Source organism: Bacteroidota bacterium, assembly GCA_025059945.1.
Lineage (GTDB): Bacteria > Bacteroidota > Rhodothermia > JANXDC01 > JANXDC01 > JANXDC01.
In genome coordinates this window covers 421558-436301 of sequence record JANXDC010000004.1, presented here as the reverse complement: position 1 = coordinate 436301, position 14744 = coordinate 421558, and the positions used below count along the sequence as shown (strand labels likewise).

The 14744-nt window shown below is 62.0% G+C and carries 15 protein-coding genes; 3 read left to right on the top strand and 12 right to left on the bottom strand.

What is annotated here, in order from left to right; all coding sequences use genetic code 11:
• Together NZ993_03900 and NZ993_03895 are read right to left on the bottom strand one after the other, a co-directional pair.
• On the bottom strand, nt 1-208 hold a 208-nt coding region (locus NZ993_03900; GenBank protein ID MCS7154936.1), incomplete at its 3' end, for a response regulator.
• A complete protein-coding gene (locus NZ993_03895) occupies nt 205-3108 on the bottom strand; it encodes a hypothetical protein (protein MCS7154935.1) in 2904 nt (967 codons plus the stop codon). The genes NZ993_03895 and NZ993_03900, both read right to left, overlap by 4 nt.
• Nucleotides 3109-3231: 123 nt before the next feature.
• On the opposite strand from NZ993_03895, the gene folP reads away from it, so the two are divergent.
• The 3 genes from folP to NZ993_03880 are packed head-to-tail and all read left to right on the top strand — an operon-like array spanning nt 3232 to nt 5434.
• A complete protein-coding gene (gene folP, locus NZ993_03890; GenBank protein MCS7154934.1) occupies nt 3232-4137 on the top strand; it encodes a dihydropteroate synthase in 906 nt (301 codons plus the stop codon).
• Complete coding sequence (locus tag NZ993_03885; protein MCS7154933.1) at nt 4134-4697, top strand: hypothetical protein; 564 nt, start codon at nt 4134-4136, stop codon at nt 4695-4697. Before folP ends, NZ993_03885 begins: the two co-directional genes overlap by 4 nt.
• Nucleotides 4694-5434, top strand: coding sequence for a UDP-2,3-diacylglucosamine diphosphatase (locus NZ993_03880; protein ID MCS7154932.1), 741 nt, complete (start codon nt 4694-4696; stop codon nt 5432-5434). Before NZ993_03885 ends, NZ993_03880 begins: the two co-directional genes overlap by 4 nt.
• Here the strand turns inward: NZ993_03880 and NZ993_03875 are convergent.
• The 10 genes from NZ993_03875 to NZ993_03830 all read right to left on the bottom strand — a co-directional run bounded on the left by NZ993_03875 (nt 5412) and on the right by NZ993_03830 (nt 14726).
• Nucleotides 5412-6323, bottom strand: coding sequence for an SDR family oxidoreductase (locus tag NZ993_03875; GenBank protein ID MCS7154931.1), 912 nt, complete (start codon nt 6321-6323; stop codon nt 5412-5414). The two genes, NZ993_03880 and NZ993_03875, sit on opposite strands and share 23 nt — an antisense overlap.
• 391 nt (nt 6324-6714) lie before the next feature.
• Nucleotides 6715-7512 (bottom strand): heme-copper oxidase subunit III, encoded by a 798-nt coding sequence (locus NZ993_03870; protein ID MCS7154930.1) that lies wholly within the window; start codon nt 7510-7512, stop codon nt 6715-6717.
• Nucleotides 7509-7697 carry a hypothetical protein gene (locus tag NZ993_03865; GenBank protein MCS7154929.1) on the bottom strand — a complete coding sequence of 63 codons (189 nt, stop codon included), beginning with the start codon at nt 7695-7697 and terminating at the stop codon, nt 7509-7511. Before NZ993_03865 ends, NZ993_03870 begins: the two co-directional genes overlap by 4 nt.
• Nucleotides 7675-8214 carry a cytochrome c oxidase assembly protein gene (locus NZ993_03860; protein ID MCS7154928.1) on the bottom strand — a complete coding sequence of 180 codons (540 nt, stop codon included), beginning with the start codon at nt 8212-8214 and terminating at the stop codon, nt 7675-7677. The genes NZ993_03865 and NZ993_03860 overlap by 23 nt, the downstream gene beginning before the upstream one ends.
• Nucleotides 8214-9086, bottom strand: a complete 873-nt coding sequence (locus NZ993_03855; protein MCS7154927.1) for a heme o synthase — start codon at nt 9084-9086, stop codon at nt 8214-8216. Before NZ993_03855 ends, NZ993_03860 begins: the two co-directional genes overlap by 1 nt.
• Nucleotides 9055-10164 (bottom strand): COX15/CtaA family protein, encoded by a 1110-nt coding sequence (locus tag NZ993_03850; GenBank protein ID MCS7154926.1) that lies wholly within the window; start codon nt 10162-10164, stop codon nt 9055-9057. The genes NZ993_03855 and NZ993_03850 overlap by 32 nt, the downstream gene beginning before the upstream one ends.
• A 6-nt stretch (nt 10165-10170) precedes the next feature.
• On the bottom strand, nt 10171-11811 hold the full coding sequence (ctaD, locus tag NZ993_03845; protein ID MCS7154925.1) for a cytochrome c oxidase subunit I: 1641 nt from the start codon (nt 11809-11811) through the stop codon (nt 10171-10173).
• Between the two features lie 4 nt (nt 11812-11815).
• Nucleotides 11816-12595, bottom strand: a complete 780-nt coding sequence (gene coxB / locus NZ993_03840; GenBank protein ID MCS7154924.1) for a cytochrome c oxidase subunit II — start codon at nt 12593-12595, stop codon at nt 11816-11818.
• A 2-nt stretch (nt 12596-12597) separates the two neighbouring features.
• Nucleotides 12598-13530, bottom strand: a complete 933-nt coding sequence (locus NZ993_03835) for a c-type cytochrome (protein ID MCS7154923.1) — start codon at nt 13528-13530, stop codon at nt 12598-12600.
• Nucleotides 13527-14726 (bottom strand): hypothetical protein, encoded by a 1200-nt coding sequence (locus NZ993_03830; protein ID MCS7154922.1) that lies wholly within the window; start codon nt 14724-14726, stop codon nt 13527-13529. The genes NZ993_03835 and NZ993_03830 overlap by 4 nt, the downstream gene beginning before the upstream one ends.
• Nucleotides 14727-14744: the final 18 nt, after the last annotated feature.

The following is a 14744-nucleotide window of genomic DNA, read 5'->3' as shown; positions in this document are numbered from 1 at the left end:
GGACCCGAAAACAACGCAGGGCCTCCAGCCCAGACATACCCGGAAGCCCCAAATCCAACAACAACACATCGGGCCGCTCCTCGAAGAGCTCCAGCATGCGCAACGCCCCCTCCGCCGTCTCGAAGGTCCGCACCGCATGCCGGAGCTCCAGCACAGCGCGTATACCTTCGCGCACCCCCGCGTTGTCCTCGACAACCCAGATGTTCAAGGAGGGCTTTTCCACCGATACAAACTAACAAGGCCTCTGAGCCAGGCTGCATCCCGCAATCGCGGGAGAGGAACCCAAACCTCAATACGAGTACCAGAACCCGGGGCGGTGTGCAAATTCCACCTTCCTTTTAAAATCCGGACGCGCAGCTCAATATGCCGAAGCCCCCCGCGACGGGGGAGCGCCTCGGGATCGAAGCCCAATCCGTCATCGGCTACGCACAGAAACAGCTCGCGCCCCACTCGATGCAGCGCTATCTCCACCTGCTGCGCTTGCGCATGCCGGCGCACGTTATAGAGGGCCTCCTTGAGCAGACGCAAGAGGTGAAACCGAACGCCAGAGGGCAACACAAGCGCGCGGGCTTCGGCCTCCGGCAGCCCCACGTGCACCCTCCAGCTTAGCTCATCGCCCAACACCATCGCCGCCAAGGATCGCACCCGCAACACCCAGTCCCACAGCGTGTCGTAGCGGGGATCCAAAGACCAAACCAGATCCGCAAGCGAGTAGGCCAAGGCCCGCAACCGATCCGAGGCCCGATCCAGGAAAAACCGCTCCTGGGGATCCGATTGACGCTGCGCGCGCAAGGCCAGCTCCATGGCGAGCAGGCCTAGCTCGCTGCCCAGCTCATCGTGCAAATCGGCCGCCAGTTGGGCGCGCAGCTGCTCTCGCTCCTTGAGCCGACGGATCCGAGCCCAGGCCACTAGCACTACGGCCGAAACCACAAGCCCCACAAGCAGGAGGTAAAAAACGGGGGTCTCCCACCATGGGGGGGAGATCCGCACACGCAATAGGATCCGAGGCGCGCTCAAAACCCCATCGGCGTTGGCCGCGCGCACCCACAGCTCGTGCGAACCCGGCCGCAACGCCCCCAGCACAAGCAACCGCTGCGCCCCTAGTTCTAGCCACTGCGCATCGCGGCTTCCCGCAAGTCGATAGGCGAACCGAAAGCGCTCAGGGTCCAAGTACCCCACTGCCCCTAGCTCGATAAGCAGGGAAGCGCGCCAGCTCAGGTGAAGCTCAAGCGGCGAGGTTGGGTCTCGGACCGCTACCGCCCCGTGGCGGTTTCCATCCTGCCATCGCAGCCGCCGCAAAACCGGAACGGGCGGATAAGGATCCGGGCGCCATCGGTGAGGCTCTATGCGCACCACACCCCGATCTCCTCCGAACCAAAGCGCACCCGTCGAATCGCGATACAGGGCCCCGCGGTTGAACTCCACCACCCCCAAGCCGGAGCCGGAGCGGTAGAACCAAAAGCGGCCCGCATCGGGCTCATAGCGATATAGACCTCGGTTGCTGGACAGCCAAAGGGCGCCCTGATCGTCCTCCAAAAACCCGTATATCATACGAGAGGGCGCCTCAGGATCCCAGAACGCGGGACTTAGCCTATCCCCCTGCAGACGCAAGAGTCCCCGAGCTGTGCTCACCCAGAGCCGCCCGCGCCGATCTCGACCGATGTGCGTTACGGGAGGGACATATCCGGAGGGCAACGCCCACAGGCGTGGCCGCCTCTGCGGAAGCGACCAACTGAGCAGTTCGCGTTCGGTGCCGATCCAGAGCAGACTGTCTCCATCCGGATAGAGCCAACGCACGGCGCCTCGAAGCGCCAAAGGAAGGGGATCCCAACGGGCCGGCGGCGTAAAACGCCATACGCTCGCCCCAGCCCCCACCCAGAGGGAGCCCGAGGCGTCAGCCGCAAGAGCCTGAACTCCCGATATCGCCCGCACGTGCTCAAGGCTGCCTCGGGGGGTGATCCGGAAAAGCCCCGCACTGGCCCCTACCCATGCCCCCCCTTGGGGCTCCGGAAGAAGCGCCCAGATGGGGCCCATGTCACGGCGAAGGGATATCCGCTGCGCCCCCCCAGAGCCCTCCCGCAGACGCCAAAGCGAGCCGGCCATAGTCGCAACGAGCAACGCTCCATCGGCCTGTTGCGCAAAAGCCGACACAAAGCGCAGGTTCCCTCGGGCCGACTCCAACCAAAAGGGGCGATCGTGTGGCATGTGTCGATATAGCCCCCAATTGGAGCCCACCCATAAGATGCCCTGCCGATCGCGGAAGATGCTGCGCACCAGATCCCGAATCGGCTCCGGTCGGGGCGCCTCTAGGCCCAAGATCGTCCAGCGCCCCTGCCGCCAGCAGGCCAGACCGGCCGAGCCCCCGATCCACCAGGACCCATCCGGATCAACCCAAAAGGCGCGCAGCGCGCCCAGGGCCGCAGGCACCCGCACCGCCTCCCACATCTGGCCCTGAGGCGACAGGCGCCAGAGCGTCCGCTGCGTCAGGATCTCCCATCCGCTCTGGGTACGGCGGCCAGCTAGGGCCTCCCGTAGGGGCACGCGCAGACTGTCGGGTCGATCCAGTCGATATAGCCAAACCGACCCATTGCGCAGCGCAACTGCGTACCGACCATCGAAGTAAAGCCAGCGCTCGGGCTCCGCTAGCCGCACCCGCTGTCGCCAGAGGCGTTCGCGGGGCTCCCAGCGGGCCCAGCGCCCCCGATACCACAGCCAAGGATGCCCAGCCGAATCCGGAACTACCTGGCCCGAGACGACCTCCCAGCGCTCCCGATCCGGGCCGAGCCGACGGCTCTGCTGCGCCCCCAGTATCCAGAGGGCATCAAAACGGTCCACCCACAGGCGCGGAAAAGGCAGCACGGGGCTCACCTCTACCTCCCCCTCCATGGGCCAGGGGTCCGCTGTGAGGCCATCGAAGCGCACCAAACCCTCCAGGGTCAGCACCCACAGAAAGCCCAGCCGATCCTGGCCGATCCCCTCAACCGCGCTTTGGGGGAAGTCCACTATAGTGGGCACAGGTGTCAAACGAACAGGCTGAGCCTGAGCAAGATGGGAGATGGCGCACAACAGCCCCCATCGGATCAGGAGCTGAGCAGAACGCCCCAACATGCACGCTCCCCTCTTTCCTCGAGAAGCGAGTCAGCAGCAAAGCTGCATCACGGCCCCGTATTGGCGCCATGGCGGCATGAAGTGTTTATCTTAGCGAAGCTCTGACTCCTATGGAGGCCGCAAATGGCGGAGCTTCGCGTAGACCCCTGGCAAATCCCGCTACGGGATCGGGTCCTTTCGCTGCGGGATCGGGTGATGGTCATGGGGGTGCTCAACGTCACGCCCGATTCCTTTAGCGACGGCGGCCTGTATATGGACCCCGAGGCCGCGCTCCGAAGGGCCGAGGAGATGCTCGCCGAGGGCGCGGAGATCCTCGACATAGGGGGGGAATCGACCCGACCTAAGGGGCGATTTTACGGAGAGGGAGCCCAGCCGGTCTCAGCCGAAGAGGAGCTCAGGCGCATCTTGCCCGTAATCGAGGCCATTCGGAGCCGCTTTCCGGAGGCGATCCTCTCGGTCGACACCTACAAAGCCTCCGTGGCCCGGGCGGCCCTGGAGGCCGGAGCCCACATGATAAACGATATCAGCGGAGGGACGTTCGATCCGGACATGCTGCCTACGGTGGCAGCCTTCGGAGCGCCGATTGTGCTCATGCATCTTGTGGGGAGCCCTCGGCATATCGTTCACGAGGCCCCCTTTGTAGACGTAGTCGCAGAGGTCAAAGCCGCCCTGGCCCGCGCCGTGCGACGAGCCGAAGAGGCCGGCATTCAGTACTGCCTTATTGACCCAGGCTTCGGCTTCGGCAAGCGGCCGTCGGATAATCTGCGCCTTGTTCGGGATCTGGACCGACTGCAATCTCTAGGTCGTCCCATCGTGATCGGGGTCTCGCGCAAATCCACCCTTGGGGTCGTGCTGGGCGGGGCCCCTCCCTCGGCGCGGCTCTATGCGGGGCTTGCCGCCACGGCTGTGGCCGTGCTGCGGGGCGCGCGCGTCATCCGCACCCATGATGTGCGTCCGACGGTCGAGCTCGTACGCACGCTAGAGGCCATTCAGCATCCCGAACGGCTTGAGCGGGACGTCCACCCATGAAGCCTCTGCGCAGCGCGCTGCTGTATGCCGTGCTGGGCCTGCTGGTGACGGCCGCGCACACCCAACCCATTGTGCGCCTTCTGGGTGCGCCTGTGGGTTACTGGGGGGTGATGCTCGCGTACTGGGCGCTGGCGAGCGCCCTGGGGGGGCATGTGCACTACCGCTGGGGACAGGCGGCCGATCCGGTGCGATGGCGCTTTGGACTTGAATACGCCCTAGCCCTCCTTGCGAGCGATCTCTTGTTTCGCATCACGCGCACGGTTTTTCAAGGGGGCTGGGTCGGATGGGGGCTAGGGGGCTTCGTAGGGGCCCTGGCCTTGGGGCGCCTGTTGGGGCTCATCTTCCGGCGGGCTCCGGACACGTGGGCCGCCGCTTTCCGGCTGGGCCTTTGGGGGGGAGCCGGCTCGCTCCTGGCCTGGGCGATTGGCGAAGGACCGGGCGCCTGGGGTCTTGCCATGCCTTGGCAGCTTCACGAATACGGAATGCGGCCGCTAGCCGCCGTCGCGGCCGGGGCCGTGCTCGGCTGGGGAATCGGCCGCCTGTATGGACCTCGGAGATGATCCTGGTTCTTGCGGATGCGCATCTGCCCCACGCCCCACATCTTAAAACCCATCCCGGCTGGCGGGATCTGCAGAGGCTGCTCCAGATGCTGGACACAGGCGATGCGCTTTGGACGTTGGGAGATCTTTTCGACTGCTGGATCGAGTACGGCGGCGGACGCTATCCACGTCACTACGCGCCCGTGGTCGAGGCTCTGCTCGAAAGCCACCGCCGAGGGGTGCAGATCACCCTCATACCCGGCAACCATGACGCCTGGATGTACGAATTCTGGCCACGTCAGGGCCTGCGGGTAGCACGCGGGCCCGTACAAACGGCTTTTTTCGGCGTTTCGGTCCTGCTCGCTCACGGACACGAATGGCCTCGGCCGAGCTGGTATCAGGCCGCACTTACGCATCCGGGAGCGGTCGGGTTGTATCGGCGCCTAGTGCCCGAAGACTGGGGCCTGTGGATCGCCGCCCGGATCGCCTCGCTACTGCGGGCTCGAGGGGAGGAGCCGGATCAAAACCTTCGAGATCCCCGTTATCGGGCGGCCTGGATGCTGGCCGCCTCTCGGCGCGTGCAGCACGTGATCTGCGCACACACGCATCGCCCCAAACGCCTTCCCCTTCCCTATGGGGGCTGGTACTGGAACACCGGAGCTTGGATGCACACGCGCACCCTACTGGTGTGGGATGAAAGCGGACCCCGGCTGTGCCGATGGTCTATGTCGGGGCTCAAGCCCTGGGGGCTGGAGTGAGCGTGCTGGAAGATCGCACCCACCTACGCACGCCCGGAAGAGCCGCGTACAGGACCCGATGGTACAGCCGAGCCGGCAACAGACGCCTCAGCAGGGCAAAAAGGCGCGCGTCGACCGTGGCCTGGACGCGAAGAGGGGGATCGGGATCGCGCATAAGGCGTAGAATGCGTCGGGCCACGTGCTCTGGGGTGGCCCACGACCAACGCATCATGCGCTCAATAAAGGGAAGCATTGAGCTGTAGTATCGGTGATACGGATCGGAGGGGTCCTCCAGCGCTTGTCGGCTTCGGCTCGTAAAACGGGCGTTACGAAAGGACTCAGAATGCACAAAGCCCGGTTCCACCAGGCAAACCCGCACCCTCCAGGGGCGGGCCTCATACCAAAGCGCCTCAGTAGCCCCCTCCAGAGCAAACTTGGACGCGCTATAGGGGCCCATCGTGGGCATGGCCATCATGCCAGCCACAGAGGAGATGTTGATGATATGCCCCCGGCGTCGGGCTCGCATCTCCGGCAACACCAAGCGAGCGAGCTCCAGCGGAGCCAGATAGTTGGTGCGCAACTGTTCCAGATCATCCTCCTCACCCATGTGCTCACAGACGGCGCGATAGGCGATGGCAGCGTTATTGATGAGCACATCCACGGCGCCCCATTGGGCGCGCACCATCGCCAGGGCGGCTTGACGCTCCTCTGGGCGCCTCACGTCCAGGGGTACGATCATGCGACGCTCATTTGGCGTAATTCCCGCCTGCAAGAAGCGCCCCAAGGACTCAGCCCGCGCCGTGGCCACAACCCGGAAGCCCGTACGCTCCAGCGCCCGCACCAGCGCTAGTCCGATGCCCGTACTCGCGCCCGTGATCAGCACCACGCGATCTGCATCCGCAAGGACCATCGCCTCCCCTACGCGAACAAACCAAAGTTATGGGGCCTCCTTTCCCTCAGCACCCTCGGGTCGAGGCCATAAAGCCACTTTTGGGGGACCCCTCGAGCTGGAATGCGCATCCTGTCGTCCCCTCAAACCGAAATAAGTGTACGAACCAGTTGGGTTCCTAGCCCGAAGCAGGCGCCCACGCTTTGCTTTCCCTTATGGGCCGGGATACGGCTTTGCACGAACGATCAACTTGCCGGCCTGGATGCGCCGCGCCTGCGGAGGCCTAGTGAAGCTCAGTTGGGCATAGCCCATGATCTGGCTCCGGAGGTTGCATAGGGCTCAGCATCTCTAAAACAAAAAAGGAAAGTCGAGCCCTCTGGGGCCCGACCCTCCCGAAGGATAAGAATTCGATTCAGATCAGGTAGATACTGAAAAAGAGAAAGACCCAAACCAGATCCACGAAATCCCAGTACCAGCCGGCCGCGTTAAAGGAGAAATGAAATCGGGGGCTCATGTGGCCGAGCTCAAGCCGAAGGTACACCAGGGCCCAAAGCACGATGCCCGTAAGCACGTGCAGGGCATGAAAGCCGGTCATAACGTATAGATACGTGCCGGCCATAGTGGTCTGGTGCGTGAAGTTGTCGAACTCCTTAAGCAGCCCCCACTCGTAGGCCTCTATGGCCAGAAAGATAGAGGCCAGCACGACGGTGATCAGGATCCAGCTCTTGGCCGCTCCACGCTTGCCCTTCTGCACAAAGCTGCTGCGGGCGATCCGAGCCGTTACCCCGCTGGTGAGCAGGATTAAGGTGGCGATGGCCGGCAGCTGGGTCTCCAGCTTCGGGGCTCCGGCCGGCGGCCAGCTCTCAAAGACCAGGATCCGTTGGTAGTAGTAGTGCGCAAAAAAAGCGGCGAAGATCGCGGCTTCGGACACGAGGAAAAACAGAAAGCCCCGATTGAGCATGCGCTGCAGTGCATCGGGGTCATGAACGTGCTGCGTCAAGATCTCTGTGGCCCATCCGATGAGCGAGCCCAAGGCGAGTACGCCGCCCACGAGCAGAGACCATATACCCAAGGGGCTGCCGTAGAAATAAAGCACGACCCCGGTAAAGAGCACCCCGGCCCCCAGCGCGGCCAAAATGGGCCAGAAGCTTGGCGGGCTTACGTGGCTCATGGGGTCTTCGTGAGGGTGCGCATGCAAATGCTGGCTCATGGCTGTTTGGGTTGCTCCTGTTGTCGTTTCGCTCTGGGATCTGGCAGGTTGCCGTACGTGCGAATCCACCAGTACGTGTACCCCGCAATACCGAGCATGATGGCCGAAAGCAGCGCCAGTAGCCATCGGTTGCGTCGGCGAAGCGTGGGATCCGTGCGAGGGTCAGCGGGCGGGTGTGCGCTCATCTGGGTTGCGTCGATACAAGGTATAGCTCATCGTAATACGGCCCACCTCGGGGCGCAGATCACGGCTGAACACGTAGATCACGGGCAGTTCCCGGCGCTCGCGTGGAGCTAAGGTGATATCATCAAAACAGAAGCACTCCAGCAGGCTCATCTTGCGCGCCGCATCTTCGGGCACAACGCTGTGAATGGCCCGAAAATATACCGTATCGGCCGAAAGGTTTTCGACCCAGTATAGGTTTTGGCCCCGCTCACCGAGCCGATAGCGCTGCAGGGCCTCCTGAACCTGCAAGCGCAGCGGAAGACCGTCGGCAACCGAGGCCACAAAGCCCACTCGGACCTCCCGAGTGGGGCCTTGGGCCGGGGCGGCGGCCTGCGGGTTGTTGGGCGAAAGGTTTATGCCCAGGGCCCGACATAGGACCTGAAACAGAGGCACGTTTACAAAAGCAAATCCAAACATGGCCGCAGCTATGAAGACCAGGCTCAGCAGCAGAACTCTATTGCGGCGGTCTCGGTCCATTATCGCGTCCATTGCACCCGAAACACGGCATCCACCATCACGCCCACGAAGAGGGCCAGCAGATACAAGATCGAGGCCCCAAAGAGCTTGCGGTAGGACTCAACGGTGCGCCGGCGGTACGAATCGTAGGCGCGATACAAAAACCACAGCCCCAAGCCGACGGCAAAGATCAAGTATATCAGCCCAGCCTTAACGGCCAACAGGGCTAAACTAGCCAAGAACGTCACGACGGTGTAGAGGAGGATCTGCCGCAGCGTGTACGGATCACCCTTGACGACGGGCATCATGGGCAGGCGCACCCGTTCGTAATCCTGCTTGACCATCAGAGCCAGGGCCCAAAAATGCGGGGGAGTCCAGAAGAAGATCACCAAAAACAAGATCCACGGGGTGAGTTCCAGCCCCCCTGTGGCGGCAGCCCAGGCGATTACGGGCCCCATAGCTCCGGCCGCGCCGCCGATGACGATGTTCTGCGCCGTGCGGGGCTTAAGCCATAAGGTGTAGAAAAAGCTGTAAAAGCCGATCGTAAGCAGGGCCAGAAAGGCGCTCAGCAGGTTAAAGCGCACGGCCAGTAGCCCCACACCCAGAAGTCCCGCCGCCACAGCGAAAAGCAGGGCCTCCTTGGGCTTCAGCAGACCTCGGGGCAGGGGACGACGTTGGGCTGTGCGGCGCATCTGCGCGTCGCGCTCCCGCTCAAAATACTGGTTGAGGGCGTTGGCCGAGGCGCTCGTAAGGAAAATGGCCAGGAGAATCATCCCGAAGTCGACGGGCCGGCGCACTACCTCTCCCTCGGCCACCAAGGCCGTAGCGGCCGTCAGCAGCACAAGCAGCGTGATCGTGGGTTTACTGAGCTCGAGGTAGTGCCACAGACGCATACCGAAGCTCGTAGGTGATCGCAACCAAAATGGCGAACAACAAAAACCCCACGGCTTGATGCATAAGGCCCAGAGCTATGGGCACCTGCAGAAGCAGCGTGGCGATCCCTAGTAGCAGCTGCAGTACGAGCACGGAGAAGACGCTGCGCAGCAGCAGACGGCCGCGAACCGAAACCCCTGGGGCGCGCCAAGAGACCCAAACCAGCGCCGTAACGGCTGCAAACACCCCCCAGGCCCACCAGCGGTGCAGGAACTGCACCAGCACCTTGTTGTGGAATACGTTCAGGATGGCCGGCTGAAAATCCGACGACCACAGCCCTGGTGGGATCCAGTACCCCCCCATGGTGGGAAAGGTATTCATGAAATGTCCGGCGTAGTTGGCGGCCACAAGCCCCCCGAGGAGGATCTGCAGGGTGGTCGCGCTCAGAGCGACCACGGCCCATCGGTAGGCGCTTGTGGTGTGGCGCACTTGCCTTGCATCATACATCTGCAGACCTGTCCAGATAAGCAGGCCCAGAAACAGGCTGGCCATCCCCAGGTGGGCCGTCACCATTTCGGGCTTCAGATCCGACTTAACTACGATACCCCCCAGCACGGCCTGAACCAGCAACAGCACGGCCAGCCAGGTAAAGCGCAACCCGTAGCGGTGACGTAAAGAGGCGATACGCAGGACCTGCAGGAAGAGAGCCAGAAAGACGATCCCCACCAGCGCGGCCAAAAATCGATGCGCGTACTCGATCCAAAACATCACCTGAAAGCGCTCCATGGGGATGATCCCAACGGCGGGGCCCTCGTAATGCTGACTGGGATCGACGCCTTCGATCACAATGTGATAGGTGCGGTATACAGCCTGCCAGTCGGCTTCCGTTAGAGGGGGGAGGAGGCTTCCGTTTATAATGGGCCACTCCGGGATCGAAAGCCCGGAGCCGGAGAGCCGCACATATCCCCCCAGGATCATGAGGCCAAAGACGAGCAGGGCCAGCCAGAGCGTCCAGATCCCCAATCGGCGCGCTGGATGACGCAATAGCTCCGCGCTCGAGGTTTCCGAAAGCAAAACGGCAGTGCTGGAAATGCGCATGATCTCTTAAGCGGCCTGTTCTTTGGGTTCGTAACGCCACTGATCCGGCGTCGGGGTGCGCTCGAAGTTGTACGGGGGGGGCGGGCTACTGGTGGCCCAGTCCAACGTTTTCTGTACCTCGTTTATCCCCCACGGATCAGGAGGCAGGTCCTGCTTGGGTTTAAGCAGAGTCCGGAAGATATCGAACAGCAGCAGCAGGCCGGCTAGCAGCTGCAACACGTAGCCCGCCGTAACGAGCTGATTTAATGAGGTAAACTCCGGCCGGTAGGTGTAGACGCGCCGGGGCATACCCAGGATGCCCAGAAAGTGCATAACCAAAAACGAGAGCAGCACGCCCGAAAAGAAGAGCCAGAAGACCCAGGTGCCCAGCTTCTCGCTCAGGAAGCGCCCCGTCATCTTGGGGAACCAAAAGTACGTGGCGGCTAGCAAGGCCACGACCGTACCGCCGGCGAATACGTAGTGGAAATGCCCCACGACGAAGTACGTATCGTGCAGGGAGAAGTCGACCGCCGCGTTAGCCAAGAAGATGCCCCCCATGCCACCCAGAATGAACAGGGCGATGAAGCCCAGGGCGAACTTCATCGGGGTGGTGAAGCGGATCGTCCCCCCCCAGATCGTGGCCAACCAACTCCAGACCTTTACCCCCGTGGGGATGGCGATCACCATGGAGAAAGCGCTAAACAGGATCAGGCTGAGCGTGGACAGCCCCGTTGTGAACATATGATGCGCCCAGACGAGGTAGCCCACGATCCCGATAGCAGCGATGGCGATCACCATGCCAGGGTAGCCGAAGATGCGTTTATGGGCGAAGGCGGCTAGCACATGGCTGATAATCCCGAAGGAGGGCAGGATGACGATGTAAACCTCTGGATGGCCGAAGAACCAGAACAGGTGCTGCCAGAGCAGGGGGTCTCCGCCTTCGGATATCTTGAAGAAGTTCGTGCCCAGGAGCCGATCTGTTAAGAGCATCGTGAGCGCCCCGGAGAGGACCGGAATAGCGACCAAGATCAAGGTCGCCGTCACAAACCAGGCCCACACAAACAAGGGCATTTCCATCAAACGCATCCCGGGTGCGCGCATATTGAGCGTGGTCACGATGAAGTTGACGGCGCCCAGAATCGAGGAAAGTCCCGCCAGGTGCAGGCTGAAGATCCACATGTCCACACCCGGGGTGGCCATATACTGCTTGGAGGCTAAGGGAGTGTAGCTGGTCCAACCGGCTGCGGCGGCCCCGCCTTCTACGAAAAGGCTGGCGAGCATGAGCAAACCCGAGGGCACAAGAAGCCAAAACGAGAAGGCGTTCAGGCGGGGAAAGGCCATGTCACGCGCGCCGATCAGAATGGGAACTAAGTAGTTCCCAAAACCGGCCAAAGCGGGCATGGCCACAAAAAAGATCATGATCGTGCCATGCAGGGTAAGGATCTCATTATATAGTTCCGGTCGCAGCAGCGTGTTATCCGGTACGGCCAGCTGGCTTCGGATCATGCCGGCCATGGCCCCGCCCACGATGGCCATGAGCAGGGAGTAGAGCAGATACATGATGCCGATCTTTTTGTGATCCGTGGTGGTGAGCCAGTCCACCAAAACGGCTAGCGGCTTGGGCCACCGACTATATAGGGTGAGGGGTTGCTCTATGTATTGTGCCATCGCTTCAGTCCTCCTGCTTGGCTACTTGAGGTCCCGAAAGCATCGCGCGAAGCTCCTCGATCGAGGGCGCCTCTCCGCGCTTGCGGGCCCGAACCCACTCCCGGAAAGCCTCTTCCGGAAGGGCTACCACTTCGATCCACATCACCCCGTGTAGCGCTCCGCAGAGCTCCGCGCATTGGCCTTTGTAGTATCCGGGCTTTACCTGCACCCAACGGGTGGCGACGCGACCCGGGTTGGCGTCCTGTTTAAACCCAAAGGCGGGAACCCACCAGCTGTGGATCACGTCGACGCTGGAAAACGTGAGGGCGACTTTTTTATTAGCCGGCAGCACCAGAGGCTCATCGGATAGGGTAATGCCGTATTCGGGGTATTCGTAGCGCCAAAAGAATTGGTGTCCGAAAACCTGCACCTCTAGCTCCGTATCAGCCGGCACGTGGGTGATCTTGTGCACCAACCGAAACGAGGGCACGGCGATCATGACCAGCGTGATGGCCGGCACCAAGGTCCAGAAGACCTCCAGTTTTACGTTTTCGTGGAACGCGGCCGGCTTGCGGCCGGCTCGGTTTCGAAAACGGAAGATCGCATACAGCAGCAGCGCCTCCGCCAAGATCAGAAACGGCGCTATCAGGGAGGCCGTGTACCAGAAGTTTTGGCGCACCTCTTCCGCAATCGGCGTGGCGGGATCAAAGAGCCAAGTCGTGGTGGACTCCGGATCGGCAAATCGACATCCGGAGGTCATCAGCAGCCCTATGACGAATGCGGCCCAAGCAGGCTTCCGTAGCATGTTTACTCTCCCGTGGCCAGTGCTTTGAGGTACGCGTAGAGCGCGTCCAGTTCAGCACGCCTGAGCGTACCGTATCCAGGCATAAGGCGTCCCTGCAGGCCTTGCGTAAGGACGCGATCAAAGTAAGCCCGATCCACAAGCCATGGGGCACCTGGCACAGCGATCGGCGTGGTAAGAAGACGCTGCTGCGGGTCTGCTCCGAAGCGGCCCAGCGCCACGCCGCCTTCGCCCTGAGCCCCATGACAGGAGGCGCAGAGCTGCGCGTACAACACCGCCCCCATAGCGTAACGGCTAGCATCCACAGCGTGGGGGCGAGCAGACGGAACGGGCTCGGCTAGGCGTTGCAGGGCCAGGCTAATCGGGATGCGTTCGGTGGGTTTCTCCTCCACTGGGGGGGCGGGGGCACTGGCTCCCCCAGAGCCGGAAGCCGCTGCAGGGGTAGAGCCGGACTCCGGTTCCGGATTCGGGATCATCTCCGCCCGCAGATAGTGCACTAGCGCGTACCGCTCTTCCTCAGAGAGCCAGTTGAAGGCGGGCATCGAGGTGCCCGGGATGCCGTTGGTGAGCACCCCGTGCAGGCCGGCTATGCTGGTGCCGTATTTGAAGGGGTCCACCTTGAAGTTGCGCGGCCTCGGATTGAGCCGTAGGCCAGCCGGCCCGTTTCCTTCCCCCGTCTCGCCGTGACAGGAGGCGCAATTGACTTGATATAGCTGAGCCCCTTTGGCGATGAGCTCCGGAGTAGGGGTTTTAAGGGCTTCTACGTCGACCATCTGGGGGGCCGTGCCCTCGGCCTGGGCCTCCGTCTTGGGGTATTGCAGCGCGTAAGTGCCGTGAAGCTCCCCCTTTTGGTAATAATACACGAACAGATATACCACGGCCCCGATGCTTAGGAACATGACCGCGAGGTTGAGCAGCCAACGTCCAAAGGTCTTCATTTCAGGTACCCACCGTTTAGGCTATAGAGCAACTTGGGGTCACCTACAGCCACCGTGGAAAACCGGCTGTAGAAGGTCAGTACGGCCAAGCCAAACAACCCCGCAAAGCCTAGGAACGTTCCAAGCTCGATCCAGGTGGGCGCGATCGGATGCGGATAAAAGGTCGGGTACACGATCCAGAACAAGTCCATCCACTGGCCCACCAGTATGGCGGTGGCGATCAGACGCAGCACCGTGGGGTTGCCCCGAAAAGCATCGGGCATGAGCACAAAGAAAGGCAAGGCCCATTTCAGCACAGGCAGCGCGGCCAGGAAATACTGCCAGCCGTTTTCGGTGCGTTTGATCATGAAGAAAGCCTCAAAGGGCAGGTTCGCATACCAGATGAGCATAAACTGGGAAAAGCCCACATACATCATGAAGCAGGAGTAGGCCATAAGAAAGGTGCCGATGTCCCGCACATGAAAAGGCTGGATGAGCTCCCCCAGCGCAGTGTGCTGGCGCATGGCCAAGGTCACCAGGGCCAGGGTGGCCAGGGTGCTCAGAAAGAGCCCCGCAAAGGCGTAGACCCCGAACATCGTGGAAAACCACTTGGGCTCCAGACTCATCAGCAAGTCCACGGAGGCCAAATAGAAGGTGATCCCAAAGAGGACCAGAAAGGCCGCCGACAGGCGGGCATTGCGAAGCGTAAGCTTGGGATCCCGCACCCGATCCTGACGGATCGAGTTGCCGATGATGAGCCAACCGAAAAGCATCCACAGCCCCAGGTACAACACCAGACGCACCGCAAAGAACGGCACGCTTAAGTATGCGGCCTTGCTGGGGCCAAAATGGAATTTTTCGTGATCCGTCCATCCGTATAGCTCATGGACCCCCGCCAACAACACCAGCAGCAGGGCTGTGGCGATGGGCAGATACGCCGCAAAGCCCTCGGCTAGCCTGCGCATAGGAACCGACCAAAAGGCGCCTGTGACGTACTGCAGGGCGGCGAAGAAAAGACCCCCCAAGCCGATGCAGAGGAAGAAAAAGTAGTTTACCAAGAACGCCGCCCAGGCCCGCTGAGGGCTCGTAGCTAAGGCGAGCACGAAAAGCAGAAAGCCGGCTGCGGCCATCCCCATAGCGAAGCGCTTCAGACGTGGGGATGCCGTAAGCGGACCCGGGTCGGCAACGGCTGTGAAGAGCTTGCTTTCTGTGGCCATAGGACCGTTGTCCCTGTT

Bases quoted from the DNA above. Each gene is read 5' to 3' on its own strand.
- NZ993_03895 (MCS7154935.1), bottom strand. From the start codon at position 3,108: ATGTTGGGGCGTTCTGCTCAGCTCCTGATCCGATGGGGGCTGTTGTGC.
- folP (MCS7154934.1), top strand. From the start codon at position 3,232: ATGGCGGAGCTTCGCGTAGACCCCTGGCAAATCCCGCTACGGGATCGG.
- NZ993_03885 (MCS7154933.1), top strand. From the start codon at position 4,134: ATGAAGCCTCTGCGCAGCGCGCTGCTGTATGCCGTGCTGGGCCTGCTG.
- coxB (MCS7154924.1), bottom strand. From the start codon at position 12,595: ATGCTACGGAAGCCTGCTTGGGCCGCATTCGTCATAGGGCTGCTGATG.
- NZ993_03850 (MCS7154926.1), bottom strand. From the start codon at position 10,164: ATGCGCATTTCCAGCACTGCCGTTTTGCTTTCGGAAACCTCGAGCGCG.
- NZ993_03835 (MCS7154923.1), bottom strand. From the start codon at position 13,530: ATGAAGACCTTTGGACGTTGGCTGCTCAACCTCGCGGTCATGTTCCTA.
- NZ993_03875 (MCS7154931.1), bottom strand. From the start codon at position 6,323: ATGGTCCTTGCGGATGCAGATCGCGTGGTGCTGATCACGGGCGCGAGT.
- NZ993_03860 (MCS7154928.1), bottom strand. From the start codon at position 8,214: ATGGACCGAGACCGCCGCAATAGAGTTCTGCTGCTGAGCCTGGTCTTC.
- ctaD (MCS7154925.1), bottom strand. From the start codon at position 11,811: ATGGCACAATACATAGAGCAACCCCTCACCCTATATAGTCGGTGGCCC.
- NZ993_03855 (MCS7154927.1), bottom strand. From the start codon at position 9,086: ATGCGTCTGTGGCACTACCTCGAGCTCAGTAAACCCACGATCACGCTG.
- NZ993_03880 (MCS7154932.1), top strand. From the start codon at position 4,694: ATGATCCTGGTTCTTGCGGATGCGCATCTGCCCCACGCCCCACATCTT.
- NZ993_03865 (MCS7154929.1), bottom strand. From the start codon at position 7,697: ATGAGCGCACACCCGCCCGCTGACCCTCGCACGGATCCCACGCTTCGC.
- NZ993_03830 (MCS7154922.1), bottom strand. From the start codon at position 14,726: ATGGCCACAGAAAGCAAGCTCTTCACAGCCGTTGCCGACCCGGGTCCG.
- NZ993_03870 (MCS7154930.1), bottom strand. From the start codon at position 7,512: ATGAGCCAGCATTTGCATGCGCACCCTCACGAAGACCCCATGAGCCAC.